This is a genomic window from Streptomyces sp. NPDC015242 (genome assembly GCF_043079125.1).
Classification (GTDB): domain Bacteria; phylum Actinomycetota; class Actinomycetes; order Streptomycetales; family Streptomycetaceae; genus Streptomyces.
Map to the genome: position 1 here is coordinate 1,296,087 of NZ_JBIBUF010000001.1, position 16,861 is coordinate 1,312,947.

The 16,861-nt window shown below is 69.7% G+C and carries 19 protein-coding genes and 2 pseudogenes; 5 read left to right on the top strand and 16 right to left on the bottom strand.

The window, feature by feature from the left end; translation table 11 throughout:
• Positions 1–583 precede the first annotated feature (583 nt).
• Positions 584–844 (top strand): hypothetical protein, encoded by a 261-nt coding sequence (locus ACF07N_RS05250; RefSeq protein ID WP_392108576.1) that lies wholly within the window; start codon positions 584–586, stop codon positions 842–844.
• Positions 845–1,286: 442 nt separating this feature from the next.
• On the opposite strand, the gene ACF07N_RS05255 is transcribed toward ACF07N_RS05250, so the two are convergent.
• Positions 1,287–1,658, bottom strand: a complete 372-nt coding sequence (locus ACF07N_RS05255; protein ID WP_392108579.1) for a winged helix-turn-helix transcriptional regulator — start codon at positions 1,656–1,658, stop codon at positions 1,287–1,289.
• Between the two features lie 79 nt (positions 1,659–1,737).
• On the opposite strand from ACF07N_RS05255, the gene ACF07N_RS05260 reads away from it, so the two are divergent.
• The gene (locus ACF07N_RS05260) at positions 1,738–2,148 is read left to right on the top strand and encodes a RidA family protein (protein ID WP_392108582.1); all 411 of its coding nucleotides are present in this window, start codon (positions 1,738–1,740) and stop codon (positions 2,146–2,148) included.
• 224 nt (positions 2,149–2,372) lie between these two features.
• Here ACF07N_RS05260 and ACF07N_RS05265 read toward each other — a convergent pair whose 3' ends face one another.
• Positions 2,373–2,849, bottom strand: coding sequence for an SDR family NAD(P)-dependent oxidoreductase (locus ACF07N_RS05265; RefSeq protein ID WP_392108585.1), 477 nt, complete (start codon positions 2,847–2,849; stop codon positions 2,373–2,375).
• Here ACF07N_RS05265 and ACF07N_RS05270 point away from each other — a divergent pair.
• A pseudogene (locus ACF07N_RS05270) lies at positions 2,770–2,949 on the top strand (hypothetical protein); the annotation flags it as partial. The gene ACF07N_RS05265 and the pseudogene ACF07N_RS05270 overlap by 80 nt on opposite strands.
• Positions 2,950–3,047: 98 nt before the next feature.
• Here the strand turns inward: ACF07N_RS05270 and ACF07N_RS05275 are convergent.
• Entirely contained in the window at positions 3,048–3,686 is a 639-nt protein-coding gene (locus ACF07N_RS05275; protein WP_392108588.1) for a TetR/AcrR family transcriptional regulator, read from the bottom strand.
• A gap of 121 nt (positions 3,687–3,807) precedes the next feature.
• On the opposite strand from ACF07N_RS05275, the gene ACF07N_RS05280 reads away from it, so the two are divergent.
• Positions 3,808–4,596, top strand: coding sequence for an SDR family NAD(P)-dependent oxidoreductase (locus ACF07N_RS05280; RefSeq protein ID WP_392108591.1), 789 nt, complete (start codon positions 3,808–3,810; stop codon positions 4,594–4,596).
• 125 nt (positions 4,597–4,721) lie between these two features.
• Here the strand turns inward: ACF07N_RS05280 and ACF07N_RS05285 are convergent, their stop codons facing one another.
• The 4 genes from ACF07N_RS05285 to ACF07N_RS05300 all read right to left on the bottom strand — a co-directional run bounded on the left by ACF07N_RS05285 (position 4,722) and on the right by ACF07N_RS05300 (position 7,978).
• Positions 4,722–4,844 carry a hypothetical protein gene (locus ACF07N_RS05285; protein ID WP_392108594.1) on the bottom strand — a complete coding sequence of 41 codons (123 nt, stop codon included), beginning with the start codon at positions 4,842–4,844 and terminating at the stop codon, positions 4,722–4,724.
• 218 nt (positions 4,845–5,062) lie between these two features.
• Entirely contained in the window at positions 5,063–5,923 is an 861-nt protein-coding gene (locus ACF07N_RS05290) for an endo alpha-1,4 polygalactosaminidase (RefSeq protein ID WP_392108597.1), read from the bottom strand.
• A gap of 61 nt (positions 5,924–5,984) precedes the next feature.
• Positions 5,985–7,316 (bottom strand): sensor histidine kinase, encoded by a 1,332-nt coding sequence (locus tag ACF07N_RS05295; RefSeq protein ID WP_392108600.1) that lies wholly within the window; start codon positions 7,314–7,316, stop codon positions 5,985–5,987.
• The gene (locus ACF07N_RS05300; protein ID WP_392108603.1) at positions 7,313–7,978 is read right to left on the bottom strand and encodes a response regulator transcription factor; all 666 of its coding nucleotides are present in this window, start codon (positions 7,976–7,978) and stop codon (positions 7,313–7,315) included. Before ACF07N_RS05300 ends, ACF07N_RS05295 begins: the two co-directional genes overlap by 4 nt.
• Positions 7,979–8,237: 259 nt before the next feature.
• Between ACF07N_RS05300 and ACF07N_RS05305 the strand changes: the two are divergent.
• Positions 8,238–8,398, top strand: a pseudogene (locus tag ACF07N_RS05305) (HNH endonuclease); the annotation flags it as partial.
• Between the two features lie 143 nt (positions 8,399–8,541).
• Here ACF07N_RS05305 and ACF07N_RS05310 read toward each other — a convergent pair.
• The 9 genes from ACF07N_RS05310 to ACF07N_RS05350 all read right to left on the bottom strand — a co-directional run bounded on the left by ACF07N_RS05310 (position 8,542) and on the right by ACF07N_RS05350 (position 16,854).
• Positions 8,542–9,357: an alpha/beta fold hydrolase gene (locus tag ACF07N_RS05310; protein ID WP_392108606.1), complete on the bottom strand. Its 816-nt coding sequence runs from the start codon at positions 9,355–9,357 to the stop codon at positions 8,542–8,544.
• A gap of 50 nt (positions 9,358–9,407) precedes the next feature.
• On the bottom strand, positions 9,408–10,421 hold the full coding sequence (dmpG, locus tag ACF07N_RS05315) for a 4-hydroxy-2-oxovalerate aldolase (RefSeq protein WP_392108609.1): 1,014 nt from the start codon (positions 10,419–10,421) through the stop codon (positions 9,408–9,410).
• Complete coding sequence (locus ACF07N_RS05320; RefSeq protein WP_392108612.1) at positions 10,418–11,380, bottom strand: acetaldehyde dehydrogenase (acetylating); 963 nt, start codon at positions 11,378–11,380, stop codon at positions 10,418–10,420. The genes dmpG and ACF07N_RS05320 overlap by 4 nt, the downstream gene beginning before the upstream one ends.
• Positions 11,377–12,183 carry a 2-keto-4-pentenoate hydratase gene (locus ACF07N_RS05325; RefSeq protein WP_392108615.1) on the bottom strand — a complete coding sequence of 269 codons (807 nt, stop codon included), beginning with the start codon at positions 12,181–12,183 and terminating at the stop codon, positions 11,377–11,379. The genes ACF07N_RS05320 and ACF07N_RS05325 overlap by 4 nt, the downstream gene beginning before the upstream one ends.
• A complete protein-coding gene (fdxA, locus tag ACF07N_RS05330; protein WP_392108618.1) occupies positions 12,180–12,500 on the bottom strand; it encodes a ferredoxin in 321 nt (106 codons plus the stop codon). The genes ACF07N_RS05325 and fdxA overlap by 4 nt, the downstream gene beginning before the upstream one ends.
• A 5-nt stretch (positions 12,501–12,505) precedes the next feature.
• On the bottom strand, positions 12,506–13,510 hold the full coding sequence (locus tag ACF07N_RS05335; RefSeq protein ID WP_392108621.1) for an NAD(P)/FAD-dependent oxidoreductase: 1,005 nt from the start codon (positions 13,508–13,510) through the stop codon (positions 12,506–12,508).
• 166 nt (positions 13,511–13,676) lie between these two features.
• Positions 13,677–14,402: an IclR family transcriptional regulator gene (locus ACF07N_RS05340; protein ID WP_392108623.1), complete on the bottom strand. Its 726-nt coding sequence runs from the start codon at positions 14,400–14,402 to the stop codon at positions 13,677–13,679.
• Between the two features lie 137 nt (positions 14,403–14,539).
• The gene (locus tag ACF07N_RS05345) at positions 14,540–15,499 is read right to left on the bottom strand and encodes a catechol 1,2-dioxygenase (protein ID WP_392108626.1); all 960 of its coding nucleotides are present in this window, start codon (positions 15,497–15,499) and stop codon (positions 14,540–14,542) included.
• Positions 15,496–16,854, bottom strand: coding sequence for a M20 family metallopeptidase (locus ACF07N_RS05350; RefSeq protein ID WP_392108629.1), 1,359 nt, complete (start codon positions 16,852–16,854; stop codon positions 15,496–15,498). The genes ACF07N_RS05345 and ACF07N_RS05350 overlap by 4 nt, the downstream gene beginning before the upstream one ends.
• Positions 16,855–16,861: the final 7 nt, after the last annotated feature.

Sequence of the window (16,861 nt, forward strand, 5' to 3'; positions counted from 1 at the left end):
GCTGTCGCTTCTCGGCCGGATGGCCGGGAGGGCTACCCGCTTCTGCATTTCGTCCTCCGTCCCGTCACACCGCGGCACTCGCCGCGTACTCCAGGACACCCCGGCCACATACGGCCGGGCCCCGCCGACAGCGGTAAACCACCCTTTGGTGCGAGCGGTCCTCACCATGGCAGCGCTCCCGGCGACCACGTCGGCCTTCGCGGCCGACGACACGAACTTCGGCAGCGGCGTGAACGCCGCGAACAAGGTCGGCGTTCAGGCGCTCCCGTTCACGATCGCGCCGAAGGCCCCCCGGGGGGGGCGACCGCCTCGTTCGTTCGAAGCGACGGCACCTGCAGCGACACCGCTCTCGCCGTGATGTCCTACACCACCGCAGCCGTCAGCGACGCCTACTGCCGCCGCCCCGGCACACCTGGACCGACGACCGACTGATCACCCCGATGAAACCGCCCAGCTGGCCCGCAGGAACCTCGCCCACATGCCGCACCGCGATCAGGTTGCTGTCGGTAGTCAGGGGTGGCCGGGCCCCGCCGTACCGCCCCCGACCGCCTCAGGCAGTCGCTGTCAGGTGGTCAGCCTGCGCGTGGCCGACATCGCACGCATCCTGCGCGACCGCATGGGCGAACGCGCCGCGAAGGCCCCCACCCGCGAACTGCCCGTCTGGCTCACCCGCGCCCTGGCCACCGTCAATCCCGAACTACGCCTGCTCAAGCACCAACTGGGCCGCAACCTCGACGCCACCAGCGCCAAGGCGGAAACGCTCCTGGGCTGGAAAGCACGCCCGATCGACGAGACCATCGCGGACACCGCAAACAGCCTCCTGGCCCACGGCATCGGCACCTGACGTAAGGCTGGAAACCACCCCGAGCACCACGACGCACACCCCGCTCCAGTGGGGGCGCCGTGAACTTCCGCCGCCAGGCAAGCGAGACATACGCCAGCGCCACGAAAACCGGCACCTCGACGAGCGGGCCGACGCCGCCGGAGACGGCCTGGGCGTGTGCGAGGTGTGCGGGGCGTCCAGTGGGGTGAACGTCACGGGCTGGCCGGTGGACTCCATGAGACGGCGGGCCTGGGGGCCTGGATGTCGGTCATGGCGCCCATGGAGCCGCCCGGTGTCAGGGCCGGTCATGTGGAAGTGGTGGGTGAGCAATACCGGGGCCCTGACCTGGGAGAGCATGGTGGTGTGGTCGCAGCCGGCGTTCGCGGTGCCGTCGGCCCTCCGCCTGCTTTCCTGTGCTGCACGGTCCGGTCGACGGAATGCCGCTGTGGCCGTGCGAGCCGGTTCATGCGAGGTCGAAGGCGCGGCGGGCTCGTTCCACCTCGGGCATGTGAGTCGCGGCCCACTCCAGGAGCACTTCGACGGGCTGCCGCATGGTCTTGCCCAGGGGGGTGATGCGGTACTCGACGGCGACAGGGCGGGAACTGAGCAGCACGCGCTCCACGATGCCGTTCCGTTCCAGCCTGCGCAGCGTCGCGGTGAGGGACTTCTGGGTCACTGCGGGGATGGCTCGGCGCAGGTCGTTGAAGCGACAGGGACGTTCGCAGAGTTCGTTGAGGACGCTCAGCGACCACTTGTCGAGCACTTGGTCGAGAAGCTCTCTGTGGGGGTGCTCGATCCTGAGCTCGTCGTCGTGGCTGTGTGCAGTATCCGGCACGATACCTGGTCTCCTTGAAGTGTCCTTCGTCCACCAGGTAGCAAAGGTATACCGAGTTGGTCGAACTGAGGAGACCTCCATGTCCGTCCGTCGTTTCACGCCCGAAGGCATGCTGCAGCCCACCCCGTACGAGCATGTGGCCGTGGGTACCGGAACGCGTCACGTGCACGTCAGCGGCCAGGTCGCACGGTCGGCGGACGGGACACCCGTCGCTCCGGGCGACCTCGCGGGACAGGTCGCTCACGCGCTGCGGAACACCGCGAAGGGCCTTGCAGGGGCGGGAGCGTCGTTCGACGACGTCCTGAGGCTCACGTTCTACGTCACGGACTGGGCCCCCGAGAAGATCGACGCGTTCATGGCAGGGGTCGGGCAGGTGGCGGAGGAGATCGGGCTGGCGCTGCCGCTTCCGCCTTCCTCGCTGATCGGCGTTGACTACCTGTTCGAGCCCGACGTCCTGGTCGAGGTGGAGGCGACCGCGATCCTCGACTGAGCCGGCCGGCCGAGGTCCTGCGGTCGCTGGTGTGCCTGGAGGGGCCACCGGGGCACCGCAGGAACCCGACCTGCGCGGCCCGGGTGGCGGCGGCGTCGGCCGTCAGATGGGCGGAGGTCGAGGTGGTTGCCAGGAAGAGCACGTCGGCCGGGCCCTGGCAGAACCGAGTTCTCCATCAGGAGTGCCATCACGTGGACGGGCCCGTGCGTCCGGACTGCTCGTCGTCACAGGCGCATACCGCCGGAGATCTCGATGCGCTCGTCGTTGATCCATCCCAGATCGTCGGACAGCAGGGCGGCGATCGCGGAGCCGGTCTCGTCCGACTCGGCCGGCCGGCCGAGAGCGATGACGACGCCGACGCGCTCGCGGTACTCCGGATCGTCGCGGATGATGCCACCGCTGAAGTCGCCGGCGGTCGCCCCGGGCGCGACGGCGTTCACACGGATGCCGCGTGGAGCGAGCTCCGCGGCGAGACAGCGGGTCAGCGGCTCGATCGCTCCCTTGCTGGCGGCGTTCGCGGCCTTGCCCGGGAAGACGAACCGCACCAGACCCGACGACAGGCCTTCCGCGCGAGCGTGGCCGGCACCGCCGACGCTCCCCGGGTGACCGAACTCGTAGTGCCGGGCCCGTGTCTTCGACGAGGGCGGCCGGGGTCTGTTGCCCGTCGCCCAGCTCACGCAGGGGTGGGGAACCCGGCACATGACCAACGGCGAGACGATCTGGTGCGCACAAGCCCTCCCTCAGGGGTCGCTGGCGGGCAGGCGGAACCGCGTCACCCACCCGTCGGCGGACGAGCGATGAACACGTGAGCCGGCTGGCGACGAGCTGACGCGGTACCAAGGGCGCACTCCGGCCGCCGGAGCCGTCTCGTTACGCAGAGCGGAGGTGTGCCTGGTGTCTCAGGCGCGGTGGGTCCCCTCCGCGCCGTATCGGGCGAGCATGGTCAGCACTGCTTGGTCGACCGCGTTGGTGACGGCGGTGTCGTCGGGCTCCCAACGCGCGAGCAGCATCCGCGGCCAGAAGACGTAGTTGGAGATCATCCCGAGAAACTGGGTCGCCGCCACCTCTGCATCGTCGAGCCGGGCTGTACCGGCGGCGTTCTCCGCTGCCAGGTAGCGGCGGACCGATTCGAAGTAGGGCATTTTGCCAAGCTTGAACTGGGTTTCGCCGAGTTCGGGGAAGCGGGGGATCTCTGCGATGACGATGCGGAAAAGGGCGGCCATGCCGGGCTGGGTGAGCAGGCCCACGTATCGGCGTCCGATGGTCTCGAGCCCGGCGCGGAGGTTCCCGGGTTCGGGGAGGGGTGCCTTCCCGTCGTCGACTTTCCAGTATTCGGTGACGATCGCCTCGAACAGGGCCGCCTTGGTGGTGAACTGCTTGAACAGAGTCGCCCGCGACACGCCGGCCACCTCTGCGATGCGGGCAAGCGAGGTGCCGTCGTAGCCCGAGTCGAGGAACAGCTTCGTCGCCGCCTCGATGATGGACGTCCGCTTCTGCGCTGCCACGCGCCGGTGGTAATCCGAAGGCTGTGCCGTCATGCCCTCCAGTATGCCCCGCACCATGAGGTGAGTCGCTTGACTCACCTCTAGCCCTGCACCTACCGTGAGAAGGGAGGTGAGTCACTCAGCTCACCTCTCCGGAAGCCTGGAGGGAAGCAGCATGGAACGCTTCAAGGGTCAGACCGTCATCGTCACCGGCGGCAGCGGGGGTATGGGCAGCAGTCATGTGCGGGGCTACCACGCCGAGGGGGCGAATGTCGTCATCGCCGGCCGCGACGACGCCGCTGGCCGCGATCTCGCTGCTCAGCTCGGCCATCGGGCTCTGCCCGTTCACCTGGATGTCACCAGCGAGGACGACTGGGCGGCACTGTTACGAGAAGTCGAAGCCGAGTTCGGGCCGATCACGGTTCTGGTGAACAACGCGGGCATCCAGAACCCGGCGGCCCCTATCGAGCGCACCGAACTCCGCACCTGGGAGCAGAATTTCGGTGTCAACGTCACCGGCCAGTTCCTCGGCATCAGGGCCGTGGCTCCGTCGATGCGCAGGGGCGGGGGCGGGACCATCGTCAACATCGCCTCGACCATGGCCCACGTCGGTACGGCCTTCTACGCCCCCTACACCGCCAGCAAGTGGGCCGTGCGCGGGCTGACCAAGACGGCCGCACTGGAGCTGGGGCGGGACAACATCCGTGTGAACTCCATCCACCCCGGCGTCGTCTCCACACCGCTGATCAACGAACCCACTGTCGCAGGCCAGCCGGCCATCGCCGACCTCTACTCGCCCGATCCTTTCGCCATTCCCCGGCTCGCCGAACCGTCCGACGTCACCCGCCTGCTGCTCTTCATCACCTCCCAGGAGGCATCGTTCGCCACGGGCTCGGAATTCGTCCTGGACGGTGGCCTGCTGCTCGGCCCCGCGCTCCAACCCGAATCCGGCGTCGCAGCTTGAGTCGGGGGCGCCGTCCGGCGTGAGGAAGCGGCCGGCCTTGTCGGCCGGATCGAGGTACCCGGCAAAGCGCTGAGGCCCGCTGAAGGTCACCGAGGAAGCACCGGTCGTGAGCGTGTCACGAGCCTTCAGCTGCACCTCACGCCACTCGCCCGGAAGGCCGGCCGCGTCTGGAGGAAGTCGGGCACCCGGCCCCACGCCCGATCCGTGTCCAGGGCGAAGCCGCCCGTGAACACGACGAGGTCGTCCATGGTCACAACTTCGACCTCGGCCCCGGAAGGTCAGGATCAGCACCGTGAAGTCCATGTCCGGCGTCCGAGCCTCCGAATACCCCTGGCCGTAAGAACGCAGATCGCTGAAGCGATCCGACAGGTCCGTCACGTCTGAACGTCTCTCAACCGGATGGAACAGCCAAGATTCCGGCGACGTCGCCGATCCGGGGAAAGGGCACCCAGAGGGATTGCCTGCGTCAGCAGGTCCGGAAGGTGTAGCCACCGGATCCGCTGGGGGCGACGTCGCGGTCGCGCTGGACGATGCCGAGCTTGGTGCTGAAGCGCGAACATGCTGTGCTGAAGCCGCCGTTCCCGTACTCGATCACGAAGACACGATTCGTGTAGGCCTTGGCGTAGTCCCCGCACTCGTTGTACTCGCCGCACTCCTCGGCGACGGCGAAGTCGAAACCGATCTTCGTGCGGTCCGCGAGCATGTCGACGGTGTTCTTCTGCCCGATGGCAAGGCCCGCAGCGTGCGCCCGGCCGGCCAGGAGCTTGGCGAAAGCCGCGTTGTGCGCCTTGGCCAGGCGGCCTCCCGAACGCTCGTAGGAGTCGAGGTTGTCCGGCTCCACGGCCTGGAAGCCGCTTGTGGCGCAGCCGTCCACCCACGGCCCGATCACCGCGGCGAGCCGGGTGCGCTTGTCAGCAGTCGACGTGTCCAGGAGCGCTTCGTTCCAGTCCTCGTCGATCACCGGACGCTTGTCCTTGCCGCGCAGGATCAGGTCGGGGTGGTGCTTCTGCCACCAGCCCAGTGCATCGGGCTGTACCTGGAACGCGTTGATGTAGCAGACGTTGTAGAGGCCCTTCACGGGCTTGGCGGAGCGGTCGCGTGACACGGCGGTCACGCCCTTCGCCGGGTTGTAGGCGCCGCCGATCTGATAGTCGAACGTGGCGTTGGCCGTGGGGAGCACTGCTTTCGGGGCTGCCTTCGCGTCCGTGGTGGCCGCGAAACCGTGGGACAAGGTCACACCGGCTCCCACCGCCACTGCCGCGCCGACGGCCCCGGCGACGATGGTGCTCTTGCGGCGGTGGAAGGGTATGGACGCGTGGTTCGACATGAGGGTTCCTGCGCAAGTTACGTACTGACGCACACATCCTGAGCGGGGAACCGTGAGGAATTCATGAGGCAGGACCCCGGTCAGGGGACCGGCGCAGTGTGCGGCGGCGTCCTGTCGGCCGTCGCGCCGGCCCCAGCGTGAGCACGAATGCCGCACCGCCGCCGGGCCGCTGCCGCACGGTGACGTCTCCGCCGTGTGCGGTCGCCACCTCCTGCACCAGCGACAGCCCGATGCCGGTGCCGCCACCGGGAGACCGGAACCGGACCAGCAGACCGGGCAGACAGTCCGGATCCACGCCGACACCCCGATCGGCCACCGTCACCGTGTCGCCGCTGACAGTGACGTCCACGTCGGCCCGGTTGTGTGGGTCGCCAGGGGTTCGGCCGTGCCGCAGTGCGTTGGCGAGCAGGTTGCGCACCGCTGTCCGCACCAGTTCTGGGTCGGCGGTCACCACCGACGGGTCGAGGTGCGGCGTCACCGTGTGTCGGGAGGGCGGTAGTTCCTCACATACCTGCTCGACGAGCTGGTCCAGGCGCAGCGGGACGGGACGGAACGGGTTCCCCGCCTGAAGTCGGCCGCGGGTGAGGATGTTGTCGACGACGTCCGACATCCGGTCCGTGGCCCTCCGCAGGCGCGGCAGGTGCGAAGGCAGCCGCTCCGGGTGGGCGTCGGCGAGGTCCACCGAACCGCGCATCACGGCCACCGGTGTGCGCAGTTCATGTGCCGCATCCGCGAGCAGTCGTTCCTGAGCGTCGAGCGCCTCCGCCGCGAGACGCAGACTGCGTCCGGACAGCACATGACCGGTCACGGCAGCCAGCAACACCAGGAGACCGGAACCCGACAGCACCGCCAGCGCCAGCCGACGGTGTTCGGCCTGTCCCTTCGCGGGGTCGCCGACCACGACCACGGCGCCCGACGTCTTCTGTGTCCGGTCATGGTAGAAGGGCAGCGCCAGCAGGTACACAGGCTCGCCCGCATGCGAGCGAGCCTCCGTTCGCACGGTGTCGTCGCTGCCCATCGCAGCGCGTGCCGCCCGGGTGACCGCGCCCGCCTCGACGTCGGCCACCGGGCCCCGTGAGATGAACACCCGCCGGAGCCCGTCACTGCGAGCCTGGAGTACGAGCACCTGGGGACGGCCGCTCGTCGCCTCGTCGTCATACAGGCCGTCGAGTTGTATCCCGGCGTCGGTGTAGTAGATCAGCGAGGCCGTCACCGCGGCCCGACGGCGCATCTCCTCGTACTCGGCAGCCTGCCAGGATCGTCCGTCCGTGCGGATCACCAGCCAGGAGAGCGCTCCTACACCGGCCAGGGTGATCAGCGTGTACGCCAGGGTCAGCCGTAGCTGGAGACGGCTCAGGCCCCGGCGCGCCGGGGAGGGCGGCCCCTTCGTCATGACGGCTCCGTGAGCCGGAATCCGTGACCGCGTACGGTCTGGATCAGCGCGGGTGGGCCGAGCTTGCGGCGTAGTCCCGCCACGACCGCGTCCACGACGTTCGAGACGGGGTCGGCCATCTGATCCCAGCAGTGGTCTATCAGTGAGGTACGGGTGACCACCTCGTCTCGGTGCAGCAGCAGCTGGTGCAGGACCGCGTATTCCTTGGGGGTCAGGTACAGCAGAACACCGGCGCGGCGTACCTCGCGCCGGGCCTCGTCCAGTTCGATGTCGGCATGGCGCAGATGTACGGGCAGCCGCTCCGGTGCTCGGCGAACGAGGCTGCCTACGCGCAGCACCAGTTCCACCATGGCGAACGGTTTGACCAGGTAGTCGTCTGCTCCGGAACGGAACCCTTCCACACGGTCCGGCACTTCGTTCAGCGCCGTGAGACACAGGACCGGCGTGGTCCAGCCACGGCGGCGGCGCTCTCGCAGAGGGTGAAGAGTGTCTCCGGACGGCACCATGCGGTCGAGTACCACACAGCCGTACGGCGCGAGGTCGAGGAGGACGTCCGCGTCCGGCCAATCGTCTACGGCGTCGACGGCATACCCGGCGTCCTTCAGGCCGGCCGAGATCACATCCCGCAGGTCTTCATCGTCCTCGACCAGGAGCACGCGCATGTTCTGAATCGTCTCTGAGAGTGGTCCGACAAGCTGTTCGCTGAGGGAGTGGCCCTTCCGACCGGGATCTGCGCCCGCCTCTGCCACCTTCGTGCCATCGTAGGAGACCCATCCGCCCGAAGCGGACCAGGGCCGGGACTCCCGTGACGACGGCGGAAGTGCCTTGCTGTGGTTCCTCGAACTGGGCTTGTACGACACCCATGCCCAGCACCGGCAGCTCGCCGGCCTCCTCGGGGACAACATCGGCAACCCCGGCACCGGCACCTGGCATTCCCGGTACGACGACACCACCGTCACCGGCGCCCGCGCCCTGGACATCGACCACTGGTCCCGCTCGCCGAGGCCTACGACTCCGGCGCCTCCGCCTGGAGCCCCGAGCGCCGCGAATACTGCGCCAACGACCCCGGCGACCCGCGCGCTGGACGCGGTGACCGCCGGTACATCGCCGAGTGGACGGCGGTGAAGATCTCGTCCGCGACACACCCGTGTCCCGGCGCCCTATTGAAATCCGGGTTCGGACCGAGACCGCCGACGTGGGCGGCGCAGAAAGAAGCAGCTGGATTTCAAGTGCAGCTGTGACCGATCCAGTCCACCACGGTCGCGGCGAACTCCTGGGGCACCTGCTCCGGTGCCGCGACGTGCCCGTCGGACAGCACTCTCGTCGGGCAGCCGAGCGCTGCTGAGAACTTGGCCAGGGACGGAAGGGAATAGTGGTCGTCGGGCGCGCACACCGCGAGCGTGCGTGCGGTGATCTGTGGCAGGCGGGGCTCCATGACATAGCGGCGTACCGCCTCATGGCCCTCCTCGACGCGGTCGAGGACGGTCAGCGCGTCCACGACGTACCGCCCCAGAGCCGCCTCCTCGCCGGGACGGTAGAAGGCGCGTCGCTTGTCCCACAACTCCCGCAGATGCGTGCCGTCTGGCGTGGGGTCGACATGGTCGACGCGTCCGTGGGGGACCGCGCCGGCGCGCTTCTCGTCGTCGACGAACGGTGTCGCGGACAGTATGAGGCTGGCCACGCGGTACTGGAGGCGCGCCGCCAGCTCGACGGCGATCACCCCGCCCGTGTGGTGCCCGACCAGGTGGAACCGGTCCAGGCCGAGTGCTTCGACCAACTCCTCCGCCGCGTTCGCGAAGCGTTCGATGGTGTGCGGCCCGGTGGGCTTCGCGGATGCTCCGTAGCCCAGCGTGTCCATGGCGATCGCTCGGTACGAGTCTCCGACCAGGGGGAGTACATCCAGGTACTCCGTCCAGGAGCGGGGCGTCTGGTGGAGCAACAGCACGGGCTCACCGCTACCGCACTCCACGTAGTGCAACTGACCGAAGCGGCTGGGCGTATAGCCTTTCCGCAAGGTGGTCGTATACGTCTTGTCCCTCACGCGTAGGTCTCTCTCGTCACGGGGGCAGCATGACCGAGGCACCGACTGCCTCACTTGCCGGCCCTCGTCGTCAGGTCGAGAGCGATGTCCGTGATCATGTCCTCCTGGCCGCCGACCATCCCGCGCCGCCCCACCTCGACGAGGATGCTGCGGGTGTCCAGGCCGTATCGGGTGGCGGCGGTCTCCGCGTGGCGCAGGAAGCTGGAGTACACGCCCGCGTAACCGAGGCTCAGCGTCTCCCGGTCCACACGGACGTCGCGGTCCTGCAGGGGACGGACGAGATCGTCGGCAGCGTCCATCAGGGGGAACAGGTCGCAGTGGTGTTCCCATCCCATCAGGTCGGCGACGGCGACGAACGCCTCGAGGGGACAGTTGCCGGCTCCCGCGCCCTGGCCGGCGAGGGAGGCGTCGACGCGGGTGACGCCCTCCTCCACGGCGACGACGGTGTTGGCGACTCCGAGGGCGAGGTTGTGGTGGGCGTGGATGCCCAGTTCGGTGGCGGGGTGCAAGGCGTCGCGGTAGGCGCGCAAGCGGTCGCGAACACCGTCCATGGTGAGTCGGCCGCCCGAGTCGGTGACGTAGACGCAGTGCGCGCCGTAGGACTCCATCAGCATGGCCTGACGGGCCAGTTCGGCGGGCTCGGCCATGTGGGACATCATCAGAAACCCGGCGACGTCCATGCCCAGTTCGCGCGCGGCGGCGATGTGCTGGGCGGCGATGTCGGCCTCGGTGCAGTGCGTGGCGACGCGCACCGAGCGGATGCCGAGCGTATGAGCCTGCCTGAGGTCGTGGATGGTGCCGATGCCGGGGAGGAGGAGCGTGGTGGGGATGGCGGTGTCGGTGGCGTCGACGACGGCCTCGATCCACTCCCAGTCGGTGTGCGCGCCGACGCCATAGTTGACGCTGGAGCCCGCGAGCCCGTCGCCGTGCGCGATCTCGATGGCGGCGACTCCGGCGGCGTCGAGGGCGGTGGCGATGGCGCGGGCCTGACCGATGGTGTAGCGGTGGCGTACGGCGTGCATGCCGTCGCGCAGGGTGACGTCCTGCACGTAAAGACTGGTCACTTGGCGGCCTCCGTGGCGTGGTGCGCGGCCATGCGTTCCGCGGTGCGCAGCGCGGCCGACGTCATGATGTCGAGGTTCCCGGCGTAGGCGGGCAGGTAGTGCGCTGCGCCCTCGACCTCCAGGAAGACCGACACCTTCAGCGCCTCGCCGGTCCCGGCCGGCGCGAGGGCGTGCAGCGGGTCGCCCGGGCGGACCGTCTCGTACTGCACCTTCTGCTTGAGGCGGTATCCGGGTACGTACGCCTGGACGCGGCCGACCATGTTCTCGATCGAGGCGGTGACGGTCTCTTCGGCGCAGGCGGAGACGACGCAGTGCACGGTGTCCCGCATGATCAGCGGGGGCTCTGCCGGGTTGAGGACGATGATCGCCTTGCCGCGTGCGGCGCCGCCGACCTGCTCGATGGCGGACGAGGTCGTCTCTGTGAACTCGTCGATGTTGGCGCGGGTGCCGGGGCCTGCCGAGCGGGAGGAGATGGAAGCGACGATCTCGCCGTAATGGACCGGGGTGACTGCGCTGACCGCGGCGACGACGGGGATGGTGGCCTGACCGCCGCAGGTGACCATGTTGACGTTCGGGGCGTCCAGGTGGGCGTCGCCGTTGACCGGCGGGACGACGTACGGGCCGACGGCCGCCGGGGTCAGGTCGATCAGCGTACGGCCCAGGGGGCGCAGGACGTCCTCGTGGTGGTGGTGGGCGCCGGCCGAGGTGGCGTCGAAGACGTACTCCACGCTTGCGAACTCGTCCATCCTCACCAGGCCCGCGACGCCTTCGTGGGTGGTGGCGACCTTGAGGCGGCGGGCGCGGGCCAGCCCGTCCGAGTCCGGGTCGATGCCGGCCATCGCGGCGATCTCCAGCTTCTCGGAGAGCCGGAGCACCTTGATCATCAAGTCGGTGCCGATGTTGCCGGAGCCGATGACGGCGACCTTCGTGCGCCCGCTCGGGACGTTCGTGGCACTCATGCGGCGCCTCCTTCCGGCGCGAATCGCACGCTGATGCGGCCCAGTTGACTGATGCGCGCCTCGAAGCGGTCGCCGGGCGAGGCGACGGTCATCGGGCCGAGCGCCCCGGTGAGCACGACGTCCCCGGCGCGCAGCGGGTCATCTGCCGCGGCCAGCGTCGAGGCGAGCCAGACGGCGGCGTTGAGCGGGCCGCCCAGGCAGTCGGCACCCGTGCCCTCGGACACCGGTTCGGCCGAGCCGTCGCGCGTCATGGTCATCCGCACGGCACGCAGATCCAGGTCCGACAACGGCACGGGGGTGCCGCCGAGTACGTAGAGGCCGCTGGACGCGTTGTCGGCGACGGTGTCGACGATGGTGATGTCCCAGTCGGCTATGCGGCTGTCCACGATCTCCAGGGCGGCGAGCGCGAAGTCGGTCGCCCGGATCACGTCCGCCACCGTGCAGTCGCGGTGCGGCAGGTCCGCGCCGAGCACGAGCGCGACCTCCGCCTCGACCTTCGGCCGGATGAGCCGGCCGGCCGCGACGGTGCCGCCGTCGGGGACGGCCATGTCGGCGAAGAGCGTGCCGAAGTCCGGCTGACCGACGCCGAGCTGCGTCTGGACGGCGGGGGAGGTCAGCCCGATCTTGCGTCCGGCGATGCGGCGTCCCGTGGCCAGCCCGCGCTCGACGTTGATGCGCTGAACGCCGTACGCGGCATCGACGTCGCCCTCGGGGAGCAGGGACCGTACGGGGGGACAGGGTTCGCCCGTACGCTCGGCGGCCCGCAGGGCGTCGGCCGCCTTTGTCGCGTCGGCGGCGCTCACCGGGCACTCACCAGCGGGGTGTCGATGCCCAGCGGGCCCAGCGGCGTCGCTCCGCCGGGGGAGCCGAGCGCGCTGTGCCGGCCGGGGAGGACCTCCGTGAAGAACCGCCGGTTGTCCTCGCGGAATTCGGGGTCTGCCTTGCGGTCCACCGTGATCGCCTGCTCGGGGCAGGCGACTTCGCAGGCCCCGCAGTCGATGCACTCCATGGGGTTGATGTAGAGCTTGCGCTCGCCTTCGTAGATGCAGTCGACCGGGCACTCCTCCATGCAGGACCGGTCCATGATGTCGACGCAGGACGCGCCGATGACGTACGCCATGGTGTTCAGTGCTCCTTGTCGGTGGAGTGCCCGGGGAACAGGGCCGCCTCCGGGTCGATGACGGTGGCCGCGTTGTTGACGGCCGTGGCGGCCTCGCCGAAGCCGACCGAGATGAGGCGGACCTTGCCGGGGTAGTCGGTGATGTCGCCTGCCGCGAAGACCCGGGGCAGGTTGGTCGCCATGTGGGTGTCGACGGTGATCTTCCGGGCCCGGAGGCCGAGCCCCCAGTGCTGCAAGGGGCCGAGGTCGGCCAGGAAGCCCAGCGCGGCGATCACGGCCTGGGCCGGGACGAGACGGGTCTCCTTGGTCGTGCGGTGCCGGATCTCCGCCTGCTCCACCCGCTCGGTGCCGATGAGCCGGCTCACCTCGCTGTCCGTGACGATCTCCACCCCGAGAGCGCGGACCTTCTCCACGGACGCCGTGTGGGCGCGGAAGCGGGCGGTGCGGTGCACGAGGGTGACCGACCGGGCGATCGGCGCGAGGAGGCCCGCCCAGTCGAAGGCGCTGTCGCCTCCGCCGACGACCATTACGTCCTGACCCACGTGCACGGAAGGGTCCGGCACGAAGTACTCGAGTCCGCGCCCGAGGAACTGCTCTCCGGCGGGCAGCGGGCGGGGGGTGAACGTTCCCACGCCACCGGTGATGACGACGGCACCGGCCCGCACCGTCGCTCCGCTGTCGCTGCGGACGACCGGCAGGCCGTCGGCGTCGTGCGTCAACTCTGCGGCTCGGTGGCCCAGGAGGTAGCGCGGGGAGTACGGCTCGGCCTGCGCGACGAGACCGTCCACCAGATCGCGGCCGCGCACGGACAGGAAGCCGGCGATGTCGAAGATCGGCTTCTCGGGGTACATCGCGCTGATCTGCCCCCCGAGCTGCGGCAGCACGTCCATGACGGTGACGGTCAGGCCGCGGAACCCGGCGTAGTACGCGCCGTAGAGGCCCGCCGGACCGGCGCCGATGATCAGGACGTCGGTGGTCAGGACGCCGCTTTCGTCGGTGAGTTGGCTCATGGGGTGAGCGTAGGAACGAGGCGGCGGTTCTCCCTATGGAGTCGTTCCGGTGAGCAGGACGGCCGCCCTGCTCGGCCTTGTGATGCGGCGAGGGGCCCGCCGTCCGGCGGGCCCCTTCGTGTTCGTACTGCTTGTCCTGCGTCTCCGCTCCGGCCTGTCCGGCGGCTCAGGCCAGTGACCGGCCGATGCCCAGCGCGGCCGTCCGCAGCGCGGTCGCGTACCCCACCGCGTCCATCCGATAGGTGGGCGCCGTGATGGACAACGCGCCTACCAGCGTGGTGCTGCTGGCGAACACCGGGACTGCCAGACTCGCGTAACCGAGTCTGATCTCCTCGGACTCCAGGACGATGCCCTCCTCCCGGACCCGGTCGAGCTGGGCGCGCAGGCGGCCCGGCGAGACCACGGTGTGCCTGGTGATCGGCTTGAGGCCGCCCCGCACCACGTCGACGAAGAGGGACGGTGGCGAGTACGCGAGGATCGCCTTGCCGGTGCCCGTGCAGTACAGCGGCAGGCGCCCCGCCACCCGTGACTCGGCGTTCAGCCCGCGATGCGGGAAGATCTTGTCGAGGTACACGACGTCGAGGCTGTCGTGGATGGCGAAGTGGATGGTCTCCCTGGTGATCAGGAGAAGATCCTCCATGTACGGCTGCACGGCCTCGCGCAGGATGCGCTGGCGGTGCACCCGCTGCCCCAGCTCGAACAGGCGCAGACCGAGCCGGTAGTCGCACCCTTCCCGCTCCAGCAGCCCCCAGCTGACCAGTTCCTGGGCCAACCGGTGCACCGTGGCCTTGGCCGCCCCCGACCGGCGCACCAGCTCGGCGAGCGAGAGGGCGGCGTCGTCGGAGGTGAAAGCCTCCAGGATGGGACGGACCTTCCCCAGCACGGAGTTCATGGGGTCGGCGCCACCCGCGGAAGCTCCCGGAACCGCCTCGGAATCCGGCACCGCACGGTGTGCGGAGAACACGCAGTCGTGCGGCACCGGGCCGGCGAAGGAGTGATCACCGGCCCTCTCCATCCCGGCCGGCGCTGTCATGCCGACTGCCCCGCGTCCACGGCTGCCGGATCGACGACCGCGACACCCATGCCGGTGAGCCACTCGGGCATCGGCTCGTACGCCAGGCGTCGTGCGGGCGCGTGGTCGAGAACGGCGGCCATCAGCAGCCAGGTCCGCAGCTCCTGCGCGCCGTTGCCCGCGGCCTTCTCCAACTCCTCCGACGTGTACGCGGTGAGGCGGTGGGCCTCGCCGCGTTCGAGGAGGGTGAGGAACTCATGGTCGAACTCCGGGGTGAGGGACGCCTCGGCGGCCCGGATGATCTCGCGGCGACGCGCGTCGTAGTCCTGCCAGTTCTCGCGGCCGTTGAGCCACGCGCCGACCATGAACTCCTCGTCTTCGCCGTGCGGCTCGCGCCAGTCCGGCCAGGGCAGCCGGTGCGAGAGCCCGCCCGAGCCGACCACCGCGACGCGCCGCTCGCCGGGAAAGGCGAGCACGGCCTGGCGGATGGCGCGCCCCAACTCCTCGCACCGCGCCAGGGTCGGCAGCGGAGGAGCGAAGACGTTCACCACCAAAGGCACGATCTCCACGTCGAGCCCGTCGAGGAGATACTGGATGGCGTGCGACTGCCCGTGGTCGATCTGGAGCCGGGCGGAGAAGGCCGGATCGAACCGTCCGCCCTCCACCAACGAGTCGGCGATGTGCTGCGCGAGCGGGACGTCCACCGGCTGCGGGCCCTTCGGCGTCCCGGACTCGCCGCTCGCGATGCATTCCCCGACACCGAGGGTGAACGCCGGAATCAGATCGAGCCAGAACCCGCGGAAGTGATTCGAGCCGATCAGGACGACCGTGTCGGGGCGGGTCCTCGCCAGTTCCGTGCGCGCCGCGCCAAGCGCGTCCCGGAAGCGTTCGGCGCGATCCTTGTGGAGGGTCTCCTCCCAGTGGGTATTCATCAGCGTGCTGTGGGAGGCCCCCACACCGAACACGATCTCGCTCATGCCGTTGCTCCTTCCTGTTCCACGGCGGAGGCGCACTCCTCGTGGGAACGGGTGACGGTGTCGACCGCCGTGCGGATCAGGTGGCGGGTCAGTCTTTGCATCTCCCGCACGGAGACGGTGTTCATACCGCGGGCGAAGTCGATGTCGAAGGGCGCCTCCGACACCTTCGGCATGCCGACGCGGACGGTCGGGATGCCGCGTCCGCGCAGGATGTTGGCGTCGGTCGCCCCGCTGTTGCCGTCCACGACCTGATGTGGGCGTCCTTCCAGGGCCTCCCATCCGGCGACCGCGCTGCGGAAGATCCAGCTCTCCCGGCTGGTGCTGGTGCCCGGGATGGCGAGGACCATCTCGACCGTGGCGTCGAGCCCCGGCAGGGAGCGTTTCAGCTCTGCCACCGCCGCGGTGAACTCACGTTTGGCCTGCATGGGCGTCGTCCCGGGCGCGATCCGCAGGTCCACACGCAGGGTGCAGGCCGCCGTGGTCACCGCGGCCATGCGCGGCCAGCCGCCCCGCACCGACGACACGATGCCCTGCGGCGCGACCGTGCCGGCGGTGTGCCGCTTCGCATACTCGGCGAACCATCCCTCCAGGTGCCGTACGACATCCCCGGCCCGGCTGATCGCGTTTTCATAGGGGAGCCGGTGGCGCGAGCCCACATAGGTGTGGGTCCCATGCACCGTGACCTCGAACCACACCAGTCCGACCTCCTCCCACGACACGGTCCAGCCGGGCTTGGCGATGACGGCGTAGTCGGTCCACACCCCCTGTTCGAGGAGGAAGGAACAGCCGACGCCCTGCCCGGTGTTGAGGCGTTCGCTGCCGGGCCGGGCGTTGGTGGGCATGCCGCCGGCGCCGAACGCGGCCACCAGGTTCCCCGTCAGGGGGACACCGGCCAGGGCGATCGCCTCGGCGGCCATCATCACGCAGGCCGCGTGACCCTTCGGATTGGAGGCGCCGAGGCCGGTCACCAGGTCGTCGTAGACGGTGGCCGCGGGGCGCATGTCCTCGCGCAGCTCCGGGCCGATCCACGGTACGTCCTCGCTCTCGTCACCCACGGTGAGGGTGTCGATGGGCGCGTACAGCATCAGGTCGGGCCCGGTGCCGCCACCCTGGAGCCGGGCCCAGGCGTTCGCCTGGCGTCCGTCAAGGGTCTGACAGGCTGCGCGCAGGCCGACCGAGGCGAGGGTCCCGGCGATGTGTTCGGCGAGCGGTCGCTCGTCACCGGTCGGACTGGGGATGCCGACGAGGCCCACGATCAGCTCGCGCAGCCGCTCCTCGGAGACGTGCCGCCAAGCCTCCGTCACCCAGGTGCGCCGCCGGTCGTCGAGTCCGGCGAGTCCGTCGTCGGTGCTCACTGGTTGA

Excerpts from the sequence above, each read along its gene's own strand:
- ACF07N_RS05260 (WP_392108582.1), top strand. The coding sequence starts at position 1,738 with ATGTCCGTCCGTCGTTTCACGCCCGAAGGCATGCTGCAGCCCACCCCG.
- ACF07N_RS05265 (WP_392108585.1), bottom strand. The coding sequence starts at position 2,849 with ATGTGCCGGGTTCCCCACCCCTGCGTGAGCTGGGCGACGGGCAACAGA.
- ACF07N_RS05275 (WP_392108588.1), bottom strand. The coding sequence starts at position 3,686 with ATGACGGCACAGCCTTCGGATTACCACCGGCGCGTGGCAGCGCAGAAG.
- ACF07N_RS05280 (WP_392108591.1), top strand. The coding sequence starts at position 3,808 with ATGGAACGCTTCAAGGGTCAGACCGTCATCGTCACCGGCGGCAGCGGG.
- ACF07N_RS05285 (WP_392108594.1), bottom strand. The coding sequence starts at position 4,844 with ATGGACGACCTCGTCGTGTTCACGGGCGGCTTCGCCCTGGACACGGAT.
- ACF07N_RS05290 (WP_392108597.1), bottom strand. The coding sequence starts at position 5,923 with ATGTCGAACCACGCGTCCATACCCTTCCACCGCCGCAAGAGCACCATC.
- ACF07N_RS05295 (WP_392108600.1), bottom strand. The coding sequence starts at position 7,316 with ATGACGAAGGGGCCGCCCTCCCCGGCGCGCCGGGGCCTGAGCCGTCTC.
- ACF07N_RS05300 (WP_392108603.1), bottom strand. The coding sequence starts at position 7,978 with ATGCGCGTGCTCCTGGTCGAGGACGATGAAGACCTGCGGGATGTGATC.
- ACF07N_RS05320 (WP_392108612.1), bottom strand. The coding sequence starts at position 11,380 with ATGAGTGCCACGAACGTCCCGAGCGGGCGCACGAAGGTCGCCGTCATC.
- fdxA (WP_392108618.1), bottom strand. The coding sequence starts at position 12,500 with ATGGCGTACGTCATCGGCGCGTCCTGCGTCGACATCATGGACCGGTCC.
- ACF07N_RS05335 (WP_392108621.1), bottom strand. The coding sequence starts at position 13,510 with ATGAGCCAACTCACCGACGAAAGCGGCGTCCTGACCACCGACGTCCTG.
- ACF07N_RS05340 (WP_392108623.1), bottom strand. The coding sequence starts at position 14,402 with ATGAACTCCGTGCTGGGGAAGGTCCGTCCCATCCTGGAGGCTTTCACC.
- ACF07N_RS05345 (WP_392108626.1), bottom strand. The coding sequence starts at position 15,499 with ATGAGCGAGATCGTGTTCGGTGTGGGGGCCTCCCACAGCACGCTGATG.